This is a genomic window from Thermanaeromonas sp. DSM 22490 (assembly GCF_056378755.1).
This window is the reverse complement of record NZ_JBJHHE010000003.1, coordinates 90462-114505: the sequence shown is the minus strand read 5'-3', so window position 1 is coordinate 114505 and position 24044 is coordinate 90462. Positions and strand designations below refer to the sequence as shown.

General features: G+C 50.3%; 26 protein-coding genes. 3 read left to right on the top strand and 23 right to left on the bottom strand.

Annotation, left to right across the window (positions count from 1 at the left end):
- Window positions 1-129: 129 nt before the first annotated feature.
- The 6 genes from rpoD to AC1BI1_RS03390 form a co-directional block, all read right to left on the bottom strand.
- Window positions 130-1188, bottom strand: a complete 1059-nt coding sequence (gene rpoD / locus AC1BI1_RS03415) for an RNA polymerase sigma factor RpoD (protein WP_476715987.1) — start codon at window positions 1186-1188, stop codon at window positions 130-132.
- 89 nt (window positions 1189-1277) lie between these two features.
- Window positions 1278-3095, bottom strand: a complete 1818-nt coding sequence (gene dnaG / locus AC1BI1_RS03410; RefSeq protein WP_476715863.1) for a DNA primase — start codon at window positions 3093-3095, stop codon at window positions 1278-1280.
- Between the two features lie 484 nt (window positions 3096-3579).
- Window positions 3580-4569 carry a deoxyguanosinetriphosphate triphosphohydrolase gene (locus AC1BI1_RS03405; protein WP_476715862.1) on the bottom strand — a complete coding sequence of 330 codons (990 nt, stop codon included), beginning with the start codon at window positions 4567-4569 and terminating at the stop codon, window positions 3580-3582.
- Between the two features lie 16 nt (window positions 4570-4585).
- Window positions 4586-5188 (bottom strand): flavodoxin family protein, encoded by a 603-nt coding sequence (locus AC1BI1_RS03400; RefSeq protein ID WP_476715861.1) that lies wholly within the window; start codon window positions 5186-5188, stop codon window positions 4586-4588.
- A gap of 78 nt (window positions 5189-5266) precedes the next feature.
- A complete protein-coding gene (rnhA, locus tag AC1BI1_RS03395; protein ID WP_476715986.1) occupies window positions 5267-5731 on the bottom strand; it encodes a ribonuclease HI in 465 nt (154 codons plus the stop codon).
- Between the two features lie 39 nt (window positions 5732-5770).
- Window positions 5771-5938 (bottom strand): DUF6485 family protein, encoded by a 168-nt coding sequence (locus AC1BI1_RS03390; protein ID WP_476715985.1) that lies wholly within the window; start codon window positions 5936-5938, stop codon window positions 5771-5773.
- Between AC1BI1_RS03390 and AC1BI1_RS03385 the strand changes: the two genes are divergently transcribed.
- Complete coding sequence (locus tag AC1BI1_RS03385; RefSeq protein WP_476715997.1) at window positions 5864-6124, top strand: hypothetical protein; 261 nt, start codon at window positions 5864-5866, stop codon at window positions 6122-6124. The two genes, AC1BI1_RS03390 and AC1BI1_RS03385, sit on opposite strands and share 75 nt — an antisense overlap.
- The gene (locus tag AC1BI1_RS03380) at window positions 6117-6593 is read left to right on the top strand and encodes a 2-thiouracil desulfurase family protein (RefSeq protein WP_476715860.1); all 477 of its coding nucleotides are present in this window, start codon (window positions 6117-6119) and stop codon (window positions 6591-6593) included. Before AC1BI1_RS03385 ends, AC1BI1_RS03380 begins: the two co-directional genes overlap by 8 nt.
- Before the next feature lie 30 nt (window positions 6594-6623).
- Here the strand turns inward: AC1BI1_RS03380 and ppdK are convergent, their stop codons facing one another.
- The 9 genes from ppdK to AC1BI1_RS03335 form a co-directional block, all read right to left on the bottom strand.
- Window positions 6624-9299: a pyruvate, phosphate dikinase gene (gene ppdK, locus AC1BI1_RS03375; protein WP_476715859.1), complete on the bottom strand. Its 2676-nt coding sequence runs from the start codon at window positions 9297-9299 to the stop codon at window positions 6624-6626.
- Window positions 9289-10095, bottom strand: coding sequence for a pyruvate, water dikinase regulatory protein (locus tag AC1BI1_RS03370; protein ID WP_476715984.1), 807 nt, complete (start codon window positions 10093-10095; stop codon window positions 9289-9291). Before AC1BI1_RS03370 ends, ppdK begins: the two co-directional genes overlap by 11 nt.
- A gap of 22 nt (window positions 10096-10117) precedes the next feature.
- Window positions 10118-10756 carry a transcriptional regulator CcpN gene (gene ccpN, locus AC1BI1_RS03365; RefSeq protein ID WP_476715858.1) on the bottom strand — a complete coding sequence of 213 codons (639 nt, stop codon included), beginning with the start codon at window positions 10754-10756 and terminating at the stop codon, window positions 10118-10120.
- A gap of 97 nt (window positions 10757-10853) precedes the next feature.
- The gene (gene glyS / locus AC1BI1_RS03360; protein ID WP_476715857.1) at window positions 10854-12950 is read right to left on the bottom strand and encodes a glycine--tRNA ligase subunit beta; all 2097 of its coding nucleotides are present in this window, start codon (window positions 12948-12950) and stop codon (window positions 10854-10856) included.
- Window positions 12951-12953: 3 nt separating this feature from the next.
- Window positions 12954-13916, bottom strand: coding sequence for a glycine--tRNA ligase subunit alpha (glyQ, locus tag AC1BI1_RS03355; protein ID WP_476715856.1), 963 nt, complete (start codon window positions 13914-13916; stop codon window positions 12954-12956).
- Between the two features lie 169 nt (window positions 13917-14085).
- Window positions 14086-14541, bottom strand: coding sequence for a DUF4342 domain-containing protein (locus AC1BI1_RS03350; RefSeq protein WP_476715855.1), 456 nt, complete (start codon window positions 14539-14541; stop codon window positions 14086-14088).
- On the bottom strand, window positions 14510-15295 hold the full coding sequence (gene recO / locus AC1BI1_RS03345) for a DNA repair protein RecO (protein WP_476715854.1): 786 nt from the start codon (window positions 15293-15295) through the stop codon (window positions 14510-14512). Before recO ends, AC1BI1_RS03350 begins: the two co-directional genes overlap by 32 nt.
- A 297-nt stretch (window positions 15296-15592) precedes the next feature.
- Window positions 15593-16489 (bottom strand): GTPase Era, encoded by an 897-nt coding sequence (era, locus tag AC1BI1_RS03340; protein WP_476715853.1) that lies wholly within the window; start codon window positions 16487-16489, stop codon window positions 15593-15595.
- A gap of 6 nt (window positions 16490-16495) precedes the next feature.
- A complete protein-coding gene (locus AC1BI1_RS03335; protein WP_476715852.1) occupies window positions 16496-16894 on the bottom strand; it encodes a cytidine deaminase in 399 nt (132 codons plus the stop codon).
- A gap of 105 nt (window positions 16895-16999) precedes the next feature.
- Here AC1BI1_RS03335 and AC1BI1_RS03330 point away from each other — a divergent pair, with 105 nt between their 5' ends.
- A complete protein-coding gene (locus tag AC1BI1_RS03330; protein WP_476715851.1) occupies window positions 17000-17485 on the top strand; it encodes an NUDIX hydrolase in 486 nt (161 codons plus the stop codon).
- Here the strand turns inward: AC1BI1_RS03330 and AC1BI1_RS03325 are convergent.
- The 8 genes from AC1BI1_RS03325 to AC1BI1_RS03290 form a co-directional block, all read right to left on the bottom strand.
- Complete coding sequence (locus AC1BI1_RS03325) at window positions 17466-17825, bottom strand: diacylglycerol kinase family protein (RefSeq protein ID WP_476715850.1); 360 nt, start codon at window positions 17823-17825, stop codon at window positions 17466-17468. The genes AC1BI1_RS03330 and AC1BI1_RS03325 overlap by 20 nt on opposite strands.
- Window positions 17818-18288 (bottom strand): rRNA maturation RNase YbeY, encoded by a 471-nt coding sequence (ybeY, locus tag AC1BI1_RS03320; protein WP_476715849.1) that lies wholly within the window; start codon window positions 18286-18288, stop codon window positions 17818-17820. Before ybeY ends, AC1BI1_RS03325 begins: the two co-directional genes overlap by 8 nt.
- On the bottom strand, window positions 18257-20422 hold the full coding sequence (locus AC1BI1_RS03315) for an HD family phosphohydrolase (RefSeq protein ID WP_476715848.1): 2166 nt from the start codon (window positions 20420-20422) through the stop codon (window positions 18257-18259). The genes ybeY and AC1BI1_RS03315 overlap by 32 nt, the downstream gene beginning before the upstream one ends.
- A complete protein-coding gene (locus tag AC1BI1_RS03310) occupies window positions 20401-21396 on the bottom strand; it encodes a PhoH family protein (RefSeq protein ID WP_476715847.1) in 996 nt (331 codons plus the stop codon). Before AC1BI1_RS03310 ends, AC1BI1_RS03315 begins: the two co-directional genes overlap by 22 nt.
- A gap of 88 nt (window positions 21397-21484) precedes the next feature.
- Complete coding sequence (yqfD, locus tag AC1BI1_RS03305; RefSeq protein WP_476715846.1) at window positions 21485-22726, bottom strand: sporulation protein YqfD; 1242 nt, start codon at window positions 22724-22726, stop codon at window positions 21485-21487.
- An 18-nt stretch (window positions 22727-22744) separates the two neighbouring features.
- A complete protein-coding gene (gene yqfC / locus AC1BI1_RS03300; protein ID WP_476715845.1) occupies window positions 22745-23047 on the bottom strand; it encodes a sporulation protein YqfC in 303 nt (100 codons plus the stop codon).
- A gap of 187 nt (window positions 23048-23234) precedes the next feature.
- Window positions 23235-23411, bottom strand: a complete 177-nt coding sequence (gene rpsU / locus AC1BI1_RS03295; RefSeq protein WP_476715844.1) for a 30S ribosomal protein S21 — start codon at window positions 23409-23411, stop codon at window positions 23235-23237.
- A 253-nt stretch (window positions 23412-23664) separates the two neighbouring features.
- Window positions 23665-24036 (bottom strand): bactofilin family protein, encoded by a 372-nt coding sequence (locus AC1BI1_RS03290; protein WP_476715843.1) that lies wholly within the window; start codon window positions 24034-24036, stop codon window positions 23665-23667.
- Window positions 24037-24044: the final 8 nt, after the last annotated feature.

Below are 24044 nucleotides of genomic sequence, written 5' to 3'. Positions count from 1 at the left end.
CCAGCATTCCATTTGGATGTGCCCCCACCCTTTGCTCCTTTACATCTAAGAAATTTACACCTCCCTTATTGAACTCTACCTAGCCCTATCCCACGCTTTTTATTAATTATCAAATAGAGCCCCTTGGCCTTATTCCAGGTAATCCTTAAGCTTTTTGCTCCGGCTAGGGTGACGCAGCTTGCGCAAGGCCTTCGCTTCTATCTGCCGAATGCGCTCCCGGGTTACTCCAAATTCCTGGCCTACTTCCTCCAGGGTACGAGCTCGCCCATCATCCAGGCCAAACCGCAGGCGTAGGACTTTCCTCTCCCTGGGCGTCAAGGATTCCAATACTTCTTCCAGCTGCTCCCGCAAAAGCATATAGGACGCGGCATCCGCTGGGGCCAAAGCGTCCTCATCTTCTATGAAATCGCCAAGGTGGCTATCTTCTTCTTCTCCAATGGGTGTCTCCAGAGAGACCGGTTCCTGGGCAATCTTCATGATCTCCCGTACCCGCTCTACAGGAATATCCATCTCCTTGGCTATTTCTTCCGGGGTAGGCTCCCGGCCCAGTTCCTGCAAAAGGTTGCGGGATACACGAATTAGTTTATTGATGGTTTCCACCATATGCACAGGAATCCGGATAGTCCGCGCCTGATCGGCAATAGCTCGGGTAATAGCCTGGCGTATCCACCAGGTAGCATAAGTGCTAAACTTATATCCTTTACGCCAATCGAATTTTTCTACAGCCTTAATAAGGCCGAGATTACCTTCCTGGATGAGGTCTAAAAAGAGCATACCGCGACCTACGTAGCGTTTAGCAATGCTCACTACCAGGCGCAAATTAGCCTCTGCCAGCCTTCTTTTGGCCTCTTCATCCCCTTGTTCCATGCGTTTAGCCAATTCTATTTCTTCTTCCGGTGTGAGCAGAGGTATCCGGCCTATCTCTTTCAAGTACATCCGTACGGGGTCATCAATTCCTACGCCTTCAGGTACGGACAGATCCAAATCAGCTTCTACAGAAGCCCCATCATCTTTTTCCAGGGCTTCCAGTTCGGCCATCTCCGGTATAATATCAATACCCAATTGGTTCAGGTGATCGTAGAGGTCATCGATCTGTTCGGGTGTCAATTCTATTCCCTGAAGGGTATCTATAATTTCCTGGTAAGTTAGAGAACCCCGCTTTTTGCCCTTTTCAATCAGTTCTTTTATTAATTCGTGTTTGTTTTGTTCCTCGTGTTTTTTCTGGGCTTCTTGCTCTTGTCTTCTCTGCTCTTGTTTCTTCTGTTCTTCTTCCTTCACTAAAACTCCCCCCTTCCTGTCCTCAACATTTTTATGTCTCTAGCTAAAGCTAGGATTCTAGCCTGTAAGGATCTTACCTCTTCTCTCTGGCCGGCTGCCTCAGCCATAGCTAAATGTCGCTGGCAGATATTTATTTCTTCCTGCAGCCTCTTTAAACGTATGGCCTTAATAGCTCTATCCAGGGATTTAGGATTAAAGGGCTCTTTTTCTCCTTCCAGGGCCAACCGGGCCAGATAAGGATGGGCCTCGGGTTCCAACCTTTTGATAAGTTCCTCGTGTAAATCCTTTCCCTCCAAATGGGGATTTATTTTTCTTAACTCTCTAGCTGCCGAGGCGATAACTCTGGCCGGCGATAACTGCCAAAAATCTGTTCCCAGCGCCGTCTCTATATGGCTGGCCAGTTCGGCTCTGGCCAGGTAGGCTGATAAGAGGAAAACTTCCGGACCATTAAAGGTTATTTTAACCGGTTCTAAGGCACTATCCCTAGTATACCTGCTTTTTCCTCTGTTATCCTGCCTGCGTTTAAATTTTTGTATTTCCTCATAGATCGCTGTTTCCGCCTGACCGGTGCGCCGGCTGAGCAATCGGACATAAGTATCTCTCTCTACGGCATTCTCTATTTCGGCCAAATAGGGTACCACTGCATTTATCGCGGCTACACGACCTCCTGGATCTGTTAAATCATGAGTGCTTACCGCCTGTTCTATAACATAAACCAGCCAGGGCTGGGCCTCTTCAATAAGTTTCTGGAAGGCCTCCCCGCCCCGAGCCTTTAAGAATTCATCGGGATCCTTGCCCTCCGGCAATAACAAAATCCTCACTTTTAAGCCTGTGCCGGCCAAAATACTTAAGTTGCGCAGAACTGCTGTTCTTCCTGCTTCATCGGCATCATAGGCAATAACGACTTCTGAGGCGTACCGCTTCAACTCCCTGGCCTGTTCCACAGTTAGGGCGGTACCTAAAGTAGCTACTACATTGTCTATACCGTGTTGCCAGGCAGCTATGGCATCCATATAACCTTCTACGACTAACGCCCTGTCCTGGCGCCGTATTCCCGGGGCGGCCAAGTGCAACCCGTAAAGGTGGCGACCCTTTTGGAAAAGTACGGTCTCCGGCGTATTCAAATATTTAGGGTGGCTATCATCCAGTGCCCGGCCGCCAAACCCAATAACTCTGCCAGCAATATCCTTTATGGGAAACATGAGCCGGCGGCGAAAGCGATCCCGGGTACCTTCCGGGTAGCGCGAGGCAGACAGCCCGGCACGAGCAATCTCGTAGGGTTTAAAGCCGTGACGCCGCAAATATTCCACCACGGCCGTGGGACTGTCCGGCGCATATCCTAGTTCAAATTTCTGCACTGCTTCTGTATTTACCTGGCGCTGGCGCAAGTATTCCCTCGCTCCGGCCGCCTCAGGATGTTGAAGAAGGAGCAGGTGATAAAACCTGGCCGCTAGGGCGCCTATCTGGTAAAGCCTCTCCTTTTCCCGGCGCAGGGAAGAACCCACTTGGCCCTCCTGTCTTTCTTCCAGCCGTATCCCGGCGCGCTCAGCCAGCTGCTGCACCGCCTCCGGAAAGGTTAAGCCCATCTGTCTCATCAAGAAGGTAAAAATATCGCCCCCGGCTCCACAGCCAAAACAGTAAAACATACCTTTGCTCTGGCTCACGGTAAAGGATGGTGTTCTTTCACTATGAAAGGGGCATAAACCAACATAATTCTGGCCGCGCTTTTTTAAACGGACATATTCACCTATCACCTCAATAATATCTACTTTAGCCTTGATCTCCTCTAACAAGTCTTCAGGAAAGGCAGACGGCAAGGGTTATGCCCCCTTGTAGTTTACGGGCCAAATGTCTTTATTGTATTCGCCATTTAAGCCAAATATCCTCTTTTTTTAGGTCAATACCGGCTTATTCTATTATTTGTTACTATTTACCATATTATACCTTAAGGCTTTTACATAGTGCTTACTGCCTTTAGGGACAATAGAAATGAGGTGATCTTTAATGGCCAAATTTATCGCCTTTATATTAATAGCCCTGCTGGGAGGCAGCAGCCTTTATGTACTTTACAAAGGAGTAATTTTACCTCTTTTTGAGCCGTATCTTAAAACGAGGCAGTAAAATGTTATCCCCCAATAAAGTTTATGCTTTGGTATAAGATATGGTGGAGCTGGTTATAATAGGCCTGGAAGGTACTTTGAGGGAAATCCTGCCGGCGTCTTCGTCAAACGCCGGATAGCCTGACGAGCGAAGAGATTTTCCGGGGGTACCTTCCCATTCTATCTAGCTAGCTAGAACTCTTTATAGATGAAAACCAGTGGGCACGAATAATTTCTGATATTGCAGTATAGCGAACCGGTCGGTCATGCCCGCTATGTAATCGCACACTCGCCGGCTTAAGTTTTCTTCCGGGTGCCTGGCAGGTGGCAAGAGCTCGGGATGTTCCAGGTAATAATAATATAGCTCCTTCAGCATTCTCTTGGCTTTGCCTTCTTCCGTTTTGGCCCGCGATCCTATATAAACATATTTAAAAAGAAAAGCCCGCAATGAATCAGTAGCTTCCTGGACCCGCGAGCTCATGGCAATGCGTTCCTTCCCCCAGCTATTTTGGATAATGTCCAAGACCATAGTATTAATCCGCTGGCGATGTTCGCAACCCAATACCTCCAAACACTCGGCTGGCAGGTCCTCTGGAGCAATAATCCCAGCTCGCAAAGCATCATCAATATCATGGTTAATATAGGCTATGCGGTCGGCATAGCAGATAATTTGCCCTTCCAGGGTCTGGGGTTTCACCGGTCCTGTGTGATGGACTATACCGTCCCGCACCTCCCAGGTAAGGTTTAGTCCACCTTCTCCCTCTAAAAGTTCTACTACCCTCAAGCTCTGCTCGTTATGTTTAAAACCGCCGGGAACAATTTCATTCAAAGCTTCTTCCCCGGCATGGCCAAAGGGAGTATGCCCAAGATCATGCCCCAGGGCAATAGCTTCGGTTAGATCTTCGTTTAACCTTAAAGCGCGAGCTATTGTTCGCCCTATCTGGGCCACTTCTAGCGTATGGGTAAGCCGGGTACGGAAATGGTCGCCTTCCGGAGCTATAAAAACCTGGGTTTTATGTTTCAGCCGGCGGAAGGCTTTGCAATGGATAATTCTATCCCTGTCCCGTTGAAACTCCGTCCTCACCTGGCAGGGTGTTTCAGGCCGTACACGGCCCCGGCTCCGGCTGCTTAAGGCGGCAAAGGGTGAAAGCAACTCTTCTTCCAGGCGTTCGGCTTCCTCCCGCAAAAGCAATGAACCTTCCCCCTCTCTAGCCGCGATGGCGTAGAGACATAGTGGCAGCCGCAACTTCTGCCAAGCGCAAGCCCAAAATCTTTGCTCGCTGCTGAGCGAATTCGTCCTGGGTTACGGGTGCTTGACCGCAACCGCCCTGGTGCCCACAGTCATATTCCCGGTAACCATCCCCTACAATCATCATCCCCTGTATGAGCATCATATCGAAGAGGGCTTTAAGGGTAGTTTCTTGTCCTCCAAAGCGGCTACCGCCGACGGCTAAAGCGGCACCCACCACATTGAGGAGGGCCTTTTCTTTGCGCAAAATCCGGCTTTTATCCCAAAAGGCCTTAAGCTGGGCGGAAACACTACCGAAATAAACGGGGCTGCCTAGAAGAAGGCCATCGGCCCGGCGCAAAAGCTCGTAAGCCTCGCCCAGACGATTGCCCCGGGAACAAAAGCCCTCACAGGGAGAGCTGCACTGATTGCAGAAAAAATATTTTTGATCTGCCAGGGCCTCATTCACATGGATCAATACTGTTTCTGCTCCGGCACTTGCGGCAGCCGCCAGCCCCTGCCCTACCAGAAAAGCCGTATTACCGTCTTTTCGAGGACTGCCATTAATGCCCACAATTAACATACTTAGTCACCCTTTAGCGAACCGAATTTACCTTGCAAATGTTCGACATGAAGGCAACCTTCTCCTCCTGATCCGGTATTAAGATGCGTTTCCCTTGGCTCCCTTCTTCAGCATATTAGCAATAGCTTGCCTGGCCAGGGCATCGCAGCGATTGTTTTCTGCATTGTCGCTGTGGCCGGCCACCTTCAGCCACTCCACTTGGTGCCGGGCGGTAAGCTCTAGGAGTTCTCGCCAAAGATCCTGGTTTTCCACCGGTTCCTTTTTGATCGTCCGCCAGCCATTTTCTTGCCAGCGCCTGATCCATCCCTGCCGGAAAGCATTGACCAGGTAAGCGCTGTCGCTGTATAGTTTCACCCGGCAAGGTTCCTTTAAGGCTTTTAAAGCTTCAATGGCCGCTGTCAATTCCATACGCTGGTTGGTTGTTTCCGGTACGGCTCCCGAAAGTTCCTTACGGTGATTCCCGTAAAGGAGAACTGCACCCCAACCGCCCGGTCCGGGGTTGCCGCTACAGGCTCCGTCGGTATAGATTATTACTTCTTTCATATCAGAAGCGCCCTTCACCCGCTCCTCCTGGCGCCCCGCCTATCTCCGGCTATAATAGGCCACGAAGCGTTCTATACTGCGGTCGTAAGTCCGTTCAATTTCGGGGGGAAATAGACAACCAGGGAGCTCGCCATGCTTCCGGTGATAGGTGATGCAGGCACAACAATTTCCCTTTCTGCTACAAGGTTCATAAGTGCAGGTACAGATTTTTTTATTTTGGGAGACGTTAAGGCATTCGGCCATAGGTCTTTACCTCCTTCTTCCCTTATAGCTTCTCCTTTTAGGGCTAGGATTCCTGCTAATCTTGTGTCATACTTGTTTATATTACATACTAAAGATAAAGTGAAAAGAAATCTCTATTTCTCCTGGAGTGATAAAGAAGAAAATGAATAATAATTTGCCTCCCATTCTGGTGAGCGCCTGCCTGGCCGGTTATAATTGCAAATATAATGGCCAGTCTAACCTGGTGCCAGAAATAAAGGAATTAGTAGCCCAGCATAAAGCCATCCCTGTCTGCCCCGAAAAGCTGGGAGGGCTACCCATTCCTCGGCCTCCGGCAGAAATTAAGGGCGGGGACGGCTTCCATGTGTTACAAGGCAAAGCCAGGGTAGTGAACAAAAAAGGCGAAGACGTAACCCAGGCTTTCCTCCAGGGTGCGCATGCTACCCTGGAATTGGCCCACCGCCTGGGGACGCGGGTCGCCATTCTCAAGGAAAGAAGCCCTTCTTGTGGGGTTAAAAAAATCTACGACGGTAGCTTTAGCGGCGAGACCAGACCCGGTTGCGGCGTTACCGCCGCCTTACTTCTCCGGCATGGTCTACAGCTCTTCAGCGAAGAGACCTGGAAGGAAGGGAGGGGGTAAGATAAGCCGGGGATATATCCCCGGCTTATCCTATTCCGTACTGTATTTTTCGGCTGTCTCTTGCTTTTCCCGAATAGCCGCTTGGGCCGCAGCCAAACGAGCTACGGGCACGCGGAAGGGCGAACAGCTGACATAGTTAAGGCCGATCATGTGACAGAACTCCACGGAACTCGGCTCACCACCATGTTCACCGCAGATGCCTATTTCCAGGTCTGGCCTGGTCTTGCGGCCCAGCTCTACCGCCATCCGCATGAATTTACCTACACCCTCCCGGTCCAGCACAATGAAGGGATTCTCCTTCAAAATCTTCTCTTCCAGGTACTGGGGCAGGAACTTGGCCTCGGCGTCATCACGGCTGAAGCCGAAGGTGGTCTGGGTAAGGTCATTGGTACCGAAGGAGAAGAACTCGGCTTCCTCCGCAATCTCATCAGCTGTAGCACAAGCCCTGGGCATCTCGATCATGGTGCCCACCTTGTACTCGAATTCCACTCCGGTCTCCTTCTTCACCTGGGCGGCTACTTCATCCACCAGTTGACGCAGCCTCCGCAGTTCATTGACGTGGATGACAAGGGGAATCTCTACCTCCGGCAATACGTTAATACCTTCTTTCTTGAGTTGAGCTACGGCCTGGAAGATGGCCCGGGCTTGCATAGCATATACTTCGGGATAAGTAATGCCCAAACGGCAACCCCGGTGGCCCAGCATGGGGTTAAATTCTTCCCTGGCCCGGACTTCCCTTAAGAGGGCCCGCTTGGCTTCCAATTCTTCCTTCTTTCCGCCGGTAGCCTCCATCCTCGTAATCTCTACCAGCAGCTCTTCCGAACTGGGCAAGAATTCATGCAGGGGCGGGTCCAGCAGGCGGATGGTAACCGGTAAGCCCTCCATTACCTTCAGGATCTCATAGAAATCGCCCTGCTGCATGGGTAGCAGTTTGGCCAAGGCCGCTTCGCGTTCTTCCTTGGTTTTGGCCAAAATCATTTGTTGCACTACCGGCAGGCGATCCACAGCCATGAACATATGCTCGGTGCGGGTAAGGCCAATACCTTCAGCGCCAAATTCCCTAGCCCGCTGTGCATCTTCCGGCGTGTCGGCATTGGCACGTACCTTCAGGCGACGTGCCTTATCAGCCCACTGGAGCAAAGTCTTGAACTCGCTAGTGAGTTGCGGCTCTACCAGCGGCACTTCTCCTAGCATGACCTGGCCGGTAGCTCCATCGATGGAGATAATATCTCCTTCCTTGACTTCCAGGTCGCCCACAAAGAATCTCTTGCCGCCCACATCGATCTTGATATCGCCGCAGCCGACCACAGCCGGTTTGCCCATGCCGCGGGCCACTACTGCAGCATGGCTGGTCATCCCGCCGCGGGCGGTTAAGACCCCTTGGGCCTGGACAATGCCGTGGATGTCATCGGGTGTAGTCTCGTTGCGCACCAGAATAACTTTTTCGCCATCTAACCCCAGCTTCTCAGCCTCATCGGCATCAAAGACGACTTTACCAGAGGCAGCGCCCGGAGAGGCCGGCAAGCCCTTGGCAATTACCTGGACTTTAGCGTTGGGATCCACGCGCCGGTGCAGGAGCTGGACTACTTGGTCAGGATCTACCCTTAGGATAGCCTCTTCTTTAGTGATCAGGCCTTCTTCTACCATATCAACAGCTATCTTTACTGCTGCAGCCGCCGTCCGCTTCCCAACGCGGGTTTGAAGGATATACAGCTTGCCTCTTTCTATGGTAAACTCGATATCCTGCATGTCGCGGTAATGCTTCTCCAAAAGGGTACAGATCTCCTCAAATTGCCGGTAGGTTTCCGGCATTTCCTGTTTTAGCTCGGCTATGGGTTTAGGCGTGCGGATACCGGCTACTACATCCTCGCCCTGGGCGTTAAGGAGATATTCGCCGTAAATACCCTTTTCTCCGGTGGAGGGATTGCGGGTAAAGGCTACACCCGTACCGCTGGTGGGACCCATATTCCCGAAGACCATGGTCTGTATGTTGACCGCCGTACCCAGGTCATCGGGAATTTTATTGATCTTGCGGTAAACAATAGCCCGCGGGTTGTTCCAGGAATCAAAAACTGCCCTTATAGCCATCCGAAGCTGCTCTTGGGGATCCTGCGGGAAGTCCCTCCCGGTCTCCCTCTTGATTAAATCCTTGTACTCGGCAATGACCTCTTTTAAAGCCTCAGGAGTGAGTTCATTATCAAATTTAACCCCTAAGCTCTCTTTATGTTTCTCCAGGATGGCTTCAAATTTGCCGTGCTCCACACCGAGGACCACGTCGCCAAACATCTGTATAAAGCGCCGGTAGCAGTCCAGAGCAAAGCGCTCATCATTAGTATTAGCAGCCAAAGCTTTAACAGATTCATCATTTAGCCCCAAGTTCAAGATGGTATCCATCATTCCCGGCATGGAAACGGGGGCTCCAGAGCGGACAGAAACAAGTAGGGGATCCTGGGGATCGCCCAATTTCTTGCCCACCAAAGCCTCCAGATCTTTAAGCCGGGTCTCCAGCTCCTCTTCCAGTCCAGGCGGGAACTGCCGGCCCAGACGGTTATATTCATTACAGGCCTCACAAGTGATGGTGATACCCGGCGGTACCGGTAGGCCGATATTGGTCATCTCGGCCAGGTTGGCTCCCTTGCCGCCTAACAGCTTCTTCATATCGGCTCTACCTTCAGAGAAGAGATAGATGTACTTTTTACCTGCCATCTTTTTCCCCCCGATAATAGATTTGAAGTATTTTAATGGCCGTATCTTCTACAGCCTTATTGGTAACATCAATCACAGGACAGCCCAATCGCTTCATAACTTCATGGGCATAGGTCAGCTCTTGCTGAATGCGCTCCATAGTGGCGTAATCAGCCCGAGGCGGTAGACCCATAGTTTTTAACCTCTCCTGCCTTATCTGGTAGAGCTGATCAGCATCAATGGTAAGCCCGATTATTTTCCCCCGCGGTAAAGAGAGAAGCTCTTCCGGCAAGGGAACCTCGGGTACCAACGCTAAGTTGGCAGCACGCAATCGCTTGTGGGCCAGATACATGCACACAGGCGTCTTGGAGGTACGGGAAACGCCTATAAGAACCACATCAGCATATAGAAGGCCACGGGGATCCTTGCCGTTATCGTATTTAACGGCAAAATCGATGGCTTCCATTTTAAGAAAATAATCTTCGTCTAGACGCCTGATAAGCCCCGGCTCCAGGCGAGGAGTTTTGCCTGTAATATTGGCAATAGCTTCCAGCATGGGCCCTAACAAGTCCACTGCCGGGACGCTGTAAGCCTCGGCTAGTTCCAGGAGCCTTTTCTTGAGTTCAGGCAGAACGAGGGTAAAGGCTATTAATCCCTTCTCCTGGGCTGCTTCTGTTACTATCTCCTCTAAGTATTCTATTTCCGTAACATAGGGTATACGGCGAATATCCAGTTCTGCCCCATCGAACTGACTAGCTGCTGCCCGGGCAACATGTTCGGCAGTCTCACCTAAGGAATCCGAAACAACATAAATAATGCCGATGGCAGAGCCCTCCTTTCTACCTGCCGGCCGTACCTAGCTCTACAAAGAGCTTGGCTATAGTGGTTTTGGTAATCCGGCCGATGACTTCCAATTTGTTCCGGGAACCGGCTACAGGCCGCACTACCGGCAGTGCATCTACTTCGTGCTCAATTATTTTTTTGGCAGCAGTTAAGACACTTTCTTCCGGGGTAGTACAGATAATGTTAGGCATACGGGTCATTACCACTGAGACCGGCATCTGCTGCAAATTGGCAGTGCCACCAATAGCTGCCTTGAGAAGATCTTTCCGCGATACTACGCCCTCCAAATGCCCCTCGCCATCTACTACCATTAAAGTGCCTACATCTTCTATAAATAATGTAACAATGGCATCGTAGACAGAGGCATCACGGCGAATAACCTTGGGCAGTCCCTTAACATCTCCTACTTTAATTTTTTTTATCTCTTCAGCCACCAGAGCTTGTACCGATTTGCCTTGATAAAAATAACCTACCCGCGGCCGCGCTTCTAATATACCCGACATGGTGAGGATAGCGAGGTCGGGGCGCAGGGCGGCTCTAGTGAGATTCAACATGGCAGCAATCTGTTGGCTAGTGATAGGCCCATACCGCTTGACGATCTCTACTATTTTCTCTTGCCGCGGCGAAAGCTGCACGGCGTCACCACCCTTAACCGGCCGCCGGCAACGGTTGTATACATAATTACGTATACAACGTTGCCAGCCTTTTTCCTGCTTTCCCTTAAAAATTTCACTATGCAGGAATTAAACGAGACAAATCCGCCACCTTTAAGACCAAACCGGTTATCCCGCGCAAAAGCGCCAGTCTATTGCGCCTCACCTCTGGCTCAGGGGCCATGACCAGAACCTGGTCAAAAAAGACATCAATGGGTTCCCGTAAGGCCACCATCTTCTCCAAGGCTCCTAAATAATCTCCTTTGGCCAGGTAGGGGCTTGTCGTTGCTTCAACGGTGGTTAAGGCATGGTACAGCTTTCGCTCTGCTTCCTCCTTGAGCTGCCCCGGATCGATAAAAATTCCCCCTCTCTCATTCACCTGGCGGGCCAGGTTAAAGGCCCTGGTAAAGGCAGTGAGCAGCGCAGTCAAATCACCCTGCTGGCGGAAAGTCTCCAAATCCCGGGCGCGCTGATAAGCATCGGCCAGGTCATCCCAGCCCACGGCCAGCACCGCATCCACCACATCATAGCGTATTCCCTTTTCGGCCAGGATATGCTCCAGTCTACCCCGGAAAAAGCTTACGAGCTCCTCCTTTACCTCTGTCAGAGGCTTTAGCAGCTTTATCTGGCTGACCTCATACGTTCTGTAGGCAGTAGCAATGGCCTGTTCCAGCGAGAACCTTAAATTTAAATCTACGGCCATGGACACCACACCTTGAGCGTGGCGTCGCAAGCCAAAGGGGTCCTGGGAACCGGAGGGAATAAGGCCGCTGGCAAAACACCCGACCAGGGTATCGAAACGGTCCGCTAAACCTACCACTATGCCGCTAAGGGAATCCGGCAATCGATCGCCGCCGAAGCGCGGCCAATAATGCTGCCTTATTCCCCGGCAAACTTCCTCCTCTTCGCCATCCAGAGCAGCATAATAAGACCCCATAATCCCCTGTAACTCGGGAAATTCATAGACCATGCTGGTAACCAGATCGGCCTTGGCTAACTCCGCCGTCCTCTGTACTGTGGCCAGGAGTTTCTCCGGCAGGTCCAGGGTGCGAGCAAAGTAAACAGACAGTTTTTTTAAACGCTCCACTTTGGCCAGCATACTGCCCAGGTTTTCTTGGAAAAGAATATCCCCCAATTTGGGCACTTTACTGGCTAGAGATGTCTTGCGGTCTTCCTGGTAGAAAAAGGAAGCATCCGCCAGGCGGGCTTTAAGAACCTTTTCGTAACCCCGGCGTATATTGTCCAGGTGGTCTCCTGTTCCATTATGCACAGCAATAAACAGGGGCAATAGCTTTTCCCCTTGACTGTCCCAAACAGGAAAATAACGCTGGTGTTCGCGCATGGGAGTGGTAACTACTTCCTGAGGAAGCTGGAGGTACTTGTCTTCTATCCGACCGCAAACAGCCGTGGGGTATTCTACCAGGAAGGTTATTTCTTCCAGCAGCTCGGGGTCGTCTTCTACCACCCCGCCCTCTTTACGAGCCAGGTTTACTACTTCTTCCCATATGAGCTGTCGACGCCGGCGGTGGTCAGCAATCACATAGTTTTGCTCCAACACCCGAAAATAATCTTGGGGTAGCTCCACCGGATGAGGGCCGTGAGCCAAGAAGCGATGGCCGTAAGTAAAGCGGTCGGCTTTGAGGCCGGCCAGCTCCACGGGAACTATGTCCGGGCCAAAAAGGGCTAGTAACCAGCGGATAGGCCGGATGAAGCGGATCTCTAAGTCGCCCCAGCGCATAGGTCGAGGAAAGCTTAAGTCCTCTATTATTTTCGGCAAAATCTCGGGTAAGGCATCCAGGGTTGGGCGACCGGTTTCCCTTTTAACGGCAAAGACATAATCTCCGGAGGAGAGCTTGCGGATCTCTAGCTGGTCTACACTCACTCCCTGATTTTCGGCAAAGCCGAGGGCCGCCCGGGTTGGCTTCCCGTCGGGGTCAAAAGCTACCCTCGCCGGAGGCCCTTTGATTTCGCGGACCAGTTCCTTTTGTTCTTCAGCCAACCCGCTCACATAAAGGGTGAGGCGGCGCGGCGTACCATAGGCAGCCAGACTCTGGTAGGACAGGCGTGCTTCGCTCAATCGACTGGCGGCCAGCTCTTCCAGTCGAGCCAGGGTAGAAGGTATCATCCGCGCAGGCATTTCCTCTGTACCTATCTCGAAAATAAGATCTCGTACCAAACCCTACCCCTCCTTGATATCTAAACTGTTCTTGGTGTCTTGACCAAGCGGATACTTGTGATACTTCTCTGCCAGCGGCTTATCGCTGCCTATTGAAAAGCTCTTAAGGAGGGGATAGCCCAGCTTCTCTCGCTGCTCCAGGTAAGCTGCAGCACAGAGCCGGGCTAAGTGACGTACTCTGGCTATATAAGCCGTCCTTTCGGTAACACTGATAGCTCCTCGGGCATCCAATAAGTTAAAGGTATGGGAGCATTTTAACACATAATCGTAGGCCGGTTGCACCAGTTTCTGCTCTATTATGCGCTTGGCTTCGGCTTCATAAGTACTGAAAAGGGAAAAGAGCATGGCAGTATCAGCCGCAGTAAAATTGTAATGGGAATAATCTACTTCTGTCTGGTGGTGGATGTCGCCATAGGTTATACCGTCTGCCCACTCAATATCGAAAACGCTATCTACCTCTTGGATATACATGGCTAACCGCTCCAGGCCGTAAGTAATTTCGGCGCTTACCGGCTTAAGATCGAACCCCCCACATTGCTGGAAATAGGTGAACTGAGTGATCTCCATTCCATCCAGCCACACTTCCCAACCCAAACCCCAGGCCCCCAGAGTCGGCGATTCCCAGTTGTCTTCTACAAAGCGAATATCGTGCTCCAAGGGGTTAATGCCTAAAGCCTCCAGGCTCTTAAGGTAAATATCCTGGACATCCGGAGGGGAGGGTTTCAGGATAACCTGGAACTGGTAGTAATGTTGCAGTCGATTGGGGTTTTCGCCATACCGGCCATCCGTAGGACGGCGGGAGGGCTCCACATAGGCTACACGCCACGGTTCAGGCCCTAGAACGCGCAAGAAGGTCGCGGGGTGCATGGTACCGGCACCTTTTTCCAAGTCATAGGGCTGCTGGATAACACAATTTTGTTCGGCCCAAAAATTCTGCAAAGCGAGGATAAGCTGTTGAAAGTTCACGGTAAGGCACTCCCACTGTTTTTCTTCTTTATTTATTCTTGAAATATGTTAGCCTTCTTTCCTACACTTTTAAACCTTTAACACCTTTGCTACATAAAAAACCCGCCCCACCCAGGGACGGGAGCTTTCTCCTCCTCGTAAAATAATTTAACAGAGGAGGCGAAGATTGTCAACTTCCGGTATTCCCTACCTCTTTATCTGGCAGATCCAAGGAATGTTCTTCCACCTGCCCGCCGGGGCGCTCGATCTCTAGAGTATAGCGGTTAAAAAGGGCAGCCACTGTGCTTATTCCCGCTAGAATAGCCAGCTCGGTACTGGCCAGCACCCCCATAACGCCCAGGGCTCCGGCAGTAGCCGGTATTTCGGCTACAGTTTTGCCGTCCTTTTTGATTTTTATTTTGGTAGCATTACCTTTTTGGAGGATCTCTCTAATGCGCGCTAGAAGTTTTCCTCCCCAGGATTCCAGCTGTTCTACCACTGCTTCCTTCTTACCTTCCTCAAACCTTATTAGGGCTTCTATTACGTCCCCACCAGCTTCGTCGAGGGCTTTCTTGGCCTCCCGGTAGGACAGCCCTAAACGCTTACGCAAGATATCAATTTTTTCTAGTTCTGTTTCCGTACTCATGTTCATCCTCCCTAATTTTTTCCATTAAAATGCGGGATTTTAGCTTTCTGTCTAAATAGTATTCCAAATAACCAGGTAAAACTTCCGCCAACTCATCCTGACACCTAGAAGATAGCTTCAGCCGCTTAAGGTGCGCTCCATCTATCACCATCAGCCGCCGCCAGACGGCCAAAGTTTCCCGAGATAAGTAGTATTCCGGACCATGCTTTCCCCGGCAACTATGGCATAGGGCACCACCAGCCTCAGGAGCCACGGAGATAGCCCTTTCTTCCTCTAAGGGGCTTTCACAGGCAGCGCAAACTGTAAGCCGCGGAGAAAACCCCATAAGATTGATAATACGAGCCTCAAAGGCCCGGGCCACAAGGGAAGGATCTTCCCGCGTCAGCATGCTAAGGCTTTCCTTTAAGAGCCAAAACATCCCGGGACTAGCTTGTCCCGGCAGGGCAGCTGCTTCAGCTATTTCCGCCAAATAACAAGCAGTCAGGAGCCTGGTGAGGTTTTCTCTTAAAGGGGCGAAAAAGTCCTCTAACTGGCACTGGGTAACCGTGGCCATACTTTTCCCTTCGTAAAGCAAAAAACGGGCTAGACACAGGCGCTGCGTACCGCTTCTTAAGCTACTCTTAGCCTTACGCACCCCCTTGGCAATGGCTGTAATTTTCCCCCGGCTGGGGGTTAAAATATGCAAAATCCGGTCTGCCTCTTGGAAATCCTGGGTGGAAAGAACTATCCCCTTGACTTGATAAAGACCAGCCACTTTTATTTACCTGCCCGTCAATATTATTTTTTCCAGCCTTCTCTAGCCTATTACGGAGTTTGGCTGCCCCTCCCTTGATACCTCTATTTCGCTCTCCTGCAAACCCGCCTTTAATTCATATTTTTGATGTTGTTTATAGAGCAAATAAATACCTATATGCCCTGTGGCTGTAAAAATTTCCCAAAGAATATCGCTAGGTCTCACAGGTTTTCCCCTCCTGAAGGGACGTGCCTTTAACATATAGACTTGCCTAAAATAAGCGGCCTATACTGGTCTCCTTCTGCCAACTTCACACTTTTAACGATAGCCCAATTGCTTTAAGGCCGCCTCCTGCCAGCGCCAGTCCTTCTTTACCTTTACCCTTAAGTCAAGGTAAATTTGACTACCCAAGAGCCCTTCTATTTCCTGGCGGGCCAGAGTACCTATATCTTTTAGCATTCGTCCCCCTTTACCGATAAGGATACCTTTCTGAGAATCCCTTTCCACGTATATAGTAGCTGCTACATATACGACGCCCTTAGGGCGCGGAGCTATTTCCTCTACCACCACGGCTACCGAATGAGGCACTTCTTCTTCGGTTAAAAGCAAAATTTTCTCCCTGATAAGCTCAGCGATAATTAGGCTTTCCGGCTGATCGGTCACCTGCCCCGGGGGATAATATTGCGGTCCGGGCGGCAGGTGTTGGATGATTAAGGGCGGCAGCTCGCCCACATTAATTCCTTTTAAGGCTGAAACAGCCAGCACCGCTACAGGCTCGAAACGTGCGCGAAAAAACTCTTCCACTTGCACCAGCTGCTGCGAAGAAATCAGGTCAATTTTATTTAAAACCAAAATCACTGGCGTATTTACTTCCTTAAGAAAGTCCAGGATATACTCTTCGCCCCCACCTGGCTCTACCGAGGCATCCACGACATAAATAATAACATCAACCTCTTTTAGAGTTTGCTGCGCTACTTTAACCATATACTCGCCCAGGCGGTGCTTGGGTTTATGTATGCCCGGGGTATCCAAAAAAATAATCTGAGCTTTGTCGTCTGAATAAACTCCTAAGATCTTATTGCGCGTAGTCTGGGGTTTATCCGACATAATGGCTACTTTGCGTCCCACCAGGGCATTTAATAAAGTGGACTTACCGGCATTAGGCCGGCCAATAATTCCGGCGAAACCGGAACGGTAAGCCTCTTTTTCCACCATAGCTGGCTACTCCTTGAAATTAAAAGCGTCGGGTAAAAGGTCTTTTAGCCGCCTTAAGATAAGGCTCTTTCCGGGCTGACCTGTTATTATTTCCAGATCTGGAGCAAACTCCATCATAACCTGGCGGCAGGCGCCACAAGGAAAGCAAACGGGAAGGTCGCCTCCCACTACCGCTAGGGCTAAAAAATCACGCTCCCCTTCGGAAACAGCCTTCCAGAGGGCCACCCTTTCGGCACAAACAGTTAACCCGTAAGAAATGTTTTCAATGTTACATCCTTGATAAATCTTGCCGGAAGTAGCAAGTAAAGCTGCCCCCACTGGAAAGCGAGAATAAGGGGTATAGGCGTTCTTCCTGGCAGCTGCTGCAGCTTGGAGCAGCTCTTCTCGATTATATTCTCTAACCATTATTATACCTCTTTCTATCTCGAAAAACATTTTTAATCCAGCAGGAATTTAATAAGAGGGAATATAATCCTAATACTAGAGTTCAAAAAACTGGAGGAACTTAAAGTGTCACGCAGCTATCCCGATAAGCCTCTGGTGGGCGTAGGAGCCATTATTTTGAAAGGTGAAGAACTGCTTCTCGTACGGCGGGGCAGGCAGCCGGCCAGAGGACTTTGGAGCATCCCCGGAGGCAGGGTGGAAACAGGAGAAACCCTAGCCCAGGCCCTCCAGAGGGAGATCGCCGAAGAATGCGGCATCAGCATTATCGTGGGACCGCCGGTAGCCGTCCTGGACAGCATTTATACCGATGCTGAAGGCAGAGTAAAATATCACTATGTACTGGTTGATTTCTGGGCCGAATATGCCTCTGGTGAACTTCGCCCGGCCTCCGATGTACTGGAGGCTCGCTGGGTTCCATTGAAGGAGGTATCCGGCTATACTCTTACTGCCGGTACCCTGGAGCTGATAACCGAACTGGGCCTGCTCTCTCCCGAACCCTGTGTTAAACCTTCTGGAATTTTTTACCGCACCATCAAAAGGAGTAGCCTATAAGCCGCAGCAGTTTGGGCAAGAAAATTAACAGGCCGACGATGACCGCTCCTATGGCGGTCAAAAGGACGGCGCCGGCCGCCACATCTTTGGCCACCCGGGCCAGGGGATGGTAGCGAGGGCTATAAAGGTTAACGACCACTTCCAAGGCCGTATTGAGCATTTCCGCTGTTAACACCAGGGTTATAGTTAAAATCAAGGCCACCCATTCCCAGTCCCTTACCTTGAGATAATACCCAAGTAAGAGTACAACTGCAGCGGCGCTCAAATGGATGACCATGTTTATCTGAGTGCGCAAAGCATAAAAAATCCCGCTGAAGGCTGGTTGGAATTTTTTACGCACGCACCAGCCCCACCCTGAATAAAATTTCTTCCTGGCGGCGGAACATGATTTCCTCAGCCTCTTGATTGTCGTGGTCATAGCCCAGCAAGTGAAGAAAACCATGAACCGCCAGAAAGCCTATTTCCCTTTCCAAAGAGTGGCCATAGGCAGCAGCCTGGCGTTCGGCAGTCTCCAGGGAGATAAAAATATCCCCTAAAAGTAGCCCTTCTTCCCCTCCTTTGATTTCCGGTTCCTCTGGTACCTTTTCCTGCAGAGCAAAAGAAAGTACATCGGTGCTGCTGTCCACTCCGCGGTAGGTGCGGTTCAACCGTCGAATCTCGGCATCATCTACCAGAGTTACACTTACCTCTGCTCCTTCAGGTACACCTTCCACCCGGGCCGCTTCTTGTAGAAGGTCTCTTAGCATTTTTTCCAGGGAGGGATCCAGGGGTTCAGCCAGCTGATTGTTTATGAAGAACTCCATTCCGGTTCTTTCTCCTTTCCATTTCTCGTAGGACGGCTTCCGGATATTCTACCCGGGAGTGGAAAATGCCATTCAGAATACGCACAAAAGCATCGCCTATGATGGCGAGCTCTCTAAAGGTCAGGTTGCTGTTTTCTAATTGCCCATCTTCTAATTTTTCTTTAATGATTTTACGGACAAAACCTTCCATCCGCCCAGGCGTTAGCTTCGGCAAAGAACGAATACCTGCTTCCACGCTGTCTGCCAGCATCACAATGGCTGCTTCTTTGCTCTGGGGCTTGGGACTTTCATAGCGGAAGTCTTCTTCGTCCACCTCACTACTACTGTTTTTTTCGCAAGCCTTATGGTAGAAAAAGGATATAAGGGTGGTACCGTGATGCTGGGCAATAATATCCTGCACCACTTCCGGCAAGCGATATTCCCGGGCGAGGTCCAGCCCATCCTTTACATGGCAGGAAATAATCAACGTGCTTAAAGAGGGCGTTAGCTTATCATGGGGATTTTCCATGCCTACCTGATTTTCAATAAAAAAGTAGGGCCTTTTCAGCTTTCCGATATCGTGGTAATAAGCCCCGACCCTGGCCAGCAGAGAATCCGCCCCTACCGCGTTGGCAGCTGCTTCGGCCAAATTCCCGACCAAGATGCTATGGTGATAGGTCCCCGGCGCCTCCAGGAGCAGCCGCTTCAAGAGGGGATGATTGGGATTGGAAAGCTCCAGGAGTTTAACCGCAGTGGTAATACCAAAGGTGTTTTCTAAAAAGGGAAGGAAGCCAATGGTCAGCACCGTGGATAACACACCATTAGCCAGCGCCAGGCCTACCGAAATACTGAGCTGGAATAGAGAATGGTTCAGGAGTAGACCTAAAGCCACCACAGCTAGCAAATTAGCCAAGGTGAGATAAAGGCTGGATCGCGCGAGACTGGAACGTTGGTCCAGGTGGGAAACACAATATATACCTGTCAACCCGCTAATAACCCCGGCGACTACAAATTGGAAATAATTGCCGCTTATAATGCCTGCTTCGAGGGCCAAGAACAAAGTAAAGATAATTGCCACTTGGGCTTCCAAGAGAATGGCCGTCAGCATGGAGCCGGCGGCAACAGGAATGAGGTATCCCACTAGCTTAGATATTTCCGGCCGGTTGCCTAGACTTATGGCTGTCACACCTCGGGCGAAAAGAAGGAAGATCAGCCATAAGAGGCCCAACAACAGCAAAAGACGGTCGCTGGCATATATGTGCTTCTTAAAGCTGCGCAAGTAAAAGAGTATTAAGAACAACAGAATTCCCTGTAGGAATACTAAACCTAAAAGGCCGCTCCAGGTAGCCTCCGGCCGGAGAAGCCCCAATTTCTGCAAGGCCTCAATATCTTCTTCAGTAACAATCTCTCCATCTCCGACGATCTTTTCTCCCTGACGGATGGTAACCTGCACGGGAGCCACTTCGGCCCGTGCTTTTTCCTGCCTTTGCAGGGTAGCGGCCACATCATAAATTAAGTTGGGTTTTAGCTCCAGGTGTTGAACAATGGCCGTCAGGAAGGGTTTATATTTCCCTTCTACATTTAAATTTTCCACTTCGGATAGCATTTTCTGGCGGGTGGATTCCAGAGCATCCTGGGAAATGGCCCCCTGCATATTATGGCGTACGATTTGAATCAGCCGTTCTTCCAGGCTATTCAATTGGCCGCCCTCGGCCGCTGCCAAAGTTTCCCTAATTGCGGGGGTTAGCCCTAAACCTGGTAGGGCAGCCTCTAGGGCTGCGGCTCGCGTATTTAAATCCGTACTCTGACTATTGACTTGCCGCACCGCCTGAAAAACAGCACTGACCTGGGCTACGAGGCGCTCGGTTACGGTATTATCCACTTTATAAATAGGCTCTACCCTGCGAGCCGCTTCTTCCCGGGCTCTAGCGGTCAAAACTTCGCTCTCATAAACAATCCCCTGGGGAGCTTTAAAATCCCGAGGGCTGGGCTGGCCAACCTTTAAATCCAATTTCTGTGGCAAAAAATCCACAGCCATAATAGTCATGCCCAGGAAAAATAAAACCCCTCCCCAGAGGGTTCGCCTGGTGATTAAGTTTCGCTCGGTGTGGACCAAAAGTGAACGTAGCTGGCTTACTGGCCGTTGCCACGCCACACCCGTTCGCTCCTTTCATAGGCCTTTATAATATCTTGAACCAGCGGGTGCCTTACCACGTCGGCTTCTGTCAAGTACTCAAAGGCAATCCCTTCAATTCCCTGAAGGATACGCTGAGCCTCCACTAACCCGGAAGGTACATCCCGCGGCAGATCTATCTGGGTCACGTCGCCAGTAATAACTGCGCGGGATCCAAAACCAATACGGGTTAAAAACATCTTCATTTGTTCCGAAGTGGTGTTTTGAGCTTCGTCCAGGATAATAAAAGCATCATCCAGGGTGCGTCCCCGCATATAGGCCAGAGGTGCTACTTCTATAATATTTTTCTCCATGTATTTCTGTGCCATTTCCATGCCCAGGACATCATAAAGTCCGTCATAAAGGGGACGCAGGTAAGGATTTACCTTTTCCTGGAGGTCACCAGGCAAAAAGCCCAGCTTTTCGCCCGCCTCTACCGCCGGGCGGGCCAAGATTATACGTTCCACACTCCGGGAACGTAAAGCGCTTACCGCCATAACTACCGCCAAATAGGTCTTGCCTGTCCCGGCCGGCCCAATGCCGAAAACAATATCATGTTGTCTCATGGCCTGGACGTAACGCAACTGGCCCATGGTCTTGGGCCGGATCTGTTTGCCCCGAGGCGTTATATAAAGGACCTCTCCTAAAGCCTCAGCCAGATCTGGGCCCCGACTAGCCTTTTTTTTGCGCTGCCGCACCTGATTCCAGGCATAGTTTATAGTTGCTGTGTTAATGTGAGTACCCACCCGAACTAGTCCCACTAGCTGACGAAAAAGCTCTTCTAGCTCCTCCACTTCAGCTTTTTCACCGGAAATATATACTTCATTGCCCCTGGCTACGATCCGGGCTGCCGCATGATCTTCAATATACCTTAAATTTTCATCCTGGTGACCAAAAAGAGTGGCCGCCTCACCGTTATTTCCCAGTACAAGTTTAACTTCCGCCTGTTCGGTCAAACTTGACCCTCAACCTCCTCTATACACTTGTGCGACAATTTATTATACTCCATTCCCTTGTTCCAGTAAAGCTTTTTGGCTCAAACAATTATTTCTTGTGCAGGGGCATTACTCGGCCGATGTCCTGTTCAATTTCCAGCATCACTTTAACTCGTACGCGATCTTCCGTTTCCGTTACCTGCACTATCTTTTCTCCCAATAGTCTGGACTCAGGCGGTATCTCTTTACACAAAAAAGCTATGGCTTGTTCCCTCGCTTTAGCTTTAGCTTGTTCCAGGGTTAGGCGTGAGCGCTCTACGGAGGTTTCAAAATAAGTCACAATAATCAGTTCGACGGGTATAGTAAAATTCCTCCAGGAAGGGAGACGGATAATCTTATTTTCTTGTCTATGGTTAGTATAAGGAGGACCTTTTGGGCCCTTAAGTATAATTTCACGGTCGGGAGTTCGCAAAAGGATGGCTGTTGTATGTTGCCCTGTAAGGATTTCCTGTACCTCCTCCTTGAAGGCTTCTCCTTCAGCTTCATACCACACCCGAGCTCGAACTATACCCCTCGCCCGGACTAAGCGCGGCTCTGCCGGTTGAGGAGCCGCCTGGCCGGGTTTAGGCGAATCCTCGGGTTGTGGAGGTAAAATGATGCCTGAAATAAGGATATCTCCCCGGCGCACAGTATCACCCACCGTTACCCTGCCCTGGCCGCTTAAAACTAATATTTCGGATATAATACCGTCTTGGGTAGCTATAATATGAGCCGGTGTGCTGACGTCGTTCTCCAGAGAAGGAAAAAGTTTCTCCACTACCTCTATCCGCGCCCTAGTACCTTGAAAACTTACACCGACCCAGGCCAGTTCGGGTATCTTGAACAGAATATCGTGCTCTATAGCACGTACATCCAGCTCGCCTTTCCAGGCGCCCCTGTCTAAACCGGAAGCCCTCGCTGCCGCCAGTATTTGTTCGGGTGTAACTTTTTTTAACTCGTTTAAGGGTAGCACGTCCACTACCCAGACAAAAGTAGACAGAAGGTAAAGGCCCATGGTGAAAACAAGGGCGCCCAAGATAAGCATTGGTCTTCTTTTTAGGCGATGCCACCAAAAATACAGGCCCTGCTTGTCCAAAATATGTACGCGGCAACGGCTCTGCCGGGCCACTGATCGTAAGCTGCGAAAATAGCGCACAGGCAGTTTAGCCAGGACCTTTTCCTCAGATAACCGGCCGGTATCCCAAAAGGTAAGACCCTTGTTTAAGGCCAAATTAAAAAATTTTTCCGTGTTCTCGCCCCGTATCTCGATAAGGACATAACCTTCTACAAAGGCCAGCCAGTCACGCCACATTACCGACCTCTCCTCCTTTTACCCCAGGCTTATTCCCTTGATTATCCCTTCCACGGTAATGGCGTCAGGCCGGACAATTTTAAGCTTCAGATCCTCACCGTTAATCTCCACTTCCCCCAGAGTGACGTTAATCTTGATGAAGTCCTTCTCATAAGCGATAAGACCCCGGTGATTTTCTAAAATAAGCCTGTTATTGCCAATAAGGGTCAGCCTGGGTAAATCTAAAACAGCATCGTGGGGCAGGTCTAAGAAATTTGCCAACTGTCTCTCAGCATGCCTGACGCGATTCACCAGGCCCCTGGGCTTACGACGTCTGGCCATAACTGCCCCTCCCTCCCACTAATCTATGCCTTTTCTTTCCGAAAAAGACCCTATAAGTTTACAAGGCAAAAGAAAACCCGGCCTTAAAAACAGACCGGGCTTTCTTTTGCCAGTAGTCGCTTTAACGGGCAGATTTAATTAAATTCCCAGGAGGAAGGGCACAACACTTAACGATGAAACTTTTGCTTTAGCGCCAACGCCGTTTCTTTGCGGCTTGCGATTTCTTTTTGCGCCTGACACTAGGCTTCTCATAATGCTCGCGTTTACGAATCTCTGCGAGCACCCCTGCTTTCTGGCAAAGACGTTTAAAACGCCGTAAAGCGCTATCTAAGGTCTCGTCTTTGCCGACTCTAACCTCGCTCACCTAACCTTATCCCTCCCTCCGGCCCTGCCGCGACTACAAATACATGCCTTACTTTTGACCATTTATAAGGTACGTAATTAGCTTGCGCTTTCTGAGGCTCCCTTAGTATTTTTTATTTTCCTTGGAGGTAACCTTACTTTTTATGCCTTCCACCCCTATATCTATTTCTATTCCACATCTTTTTTCTTTTTCCTCTTACCTTACCCACCTTATCCTTAACAAATAGCACTTCCCTTAGAGGCAGCAGACCCCTTTAACTGGAACTATATTCTCCCTTTTCCATGCAGCAGTTACCGCATAAGATGGCTCCGGTTTCCACGGCCAGTTCACCCACCTTTACATCGCCGTAAACCGCACCTTTAGCCAGTATCTCCAGCTTGCCGCTGGTTTGCACGTTACCCTTTATTTTCCCAACCACAAGGCAATTGCGAGCTGTAATGGTGGCCACCACTTCCCCTGTTTCACCTATTATCACATCACCAGAGGTGCTTATATCTCCTTCCAAAAAACCATCTATCCGGAGAGATTCCTCGCTCACCAGCGAACCCTTGATCCTGGTACCGCGTCCAATCACAGTATTTACAGGAGTATTCTCCTGTAGAGGAGTTTGCTTCCGTCCCAGCATGGCTACAT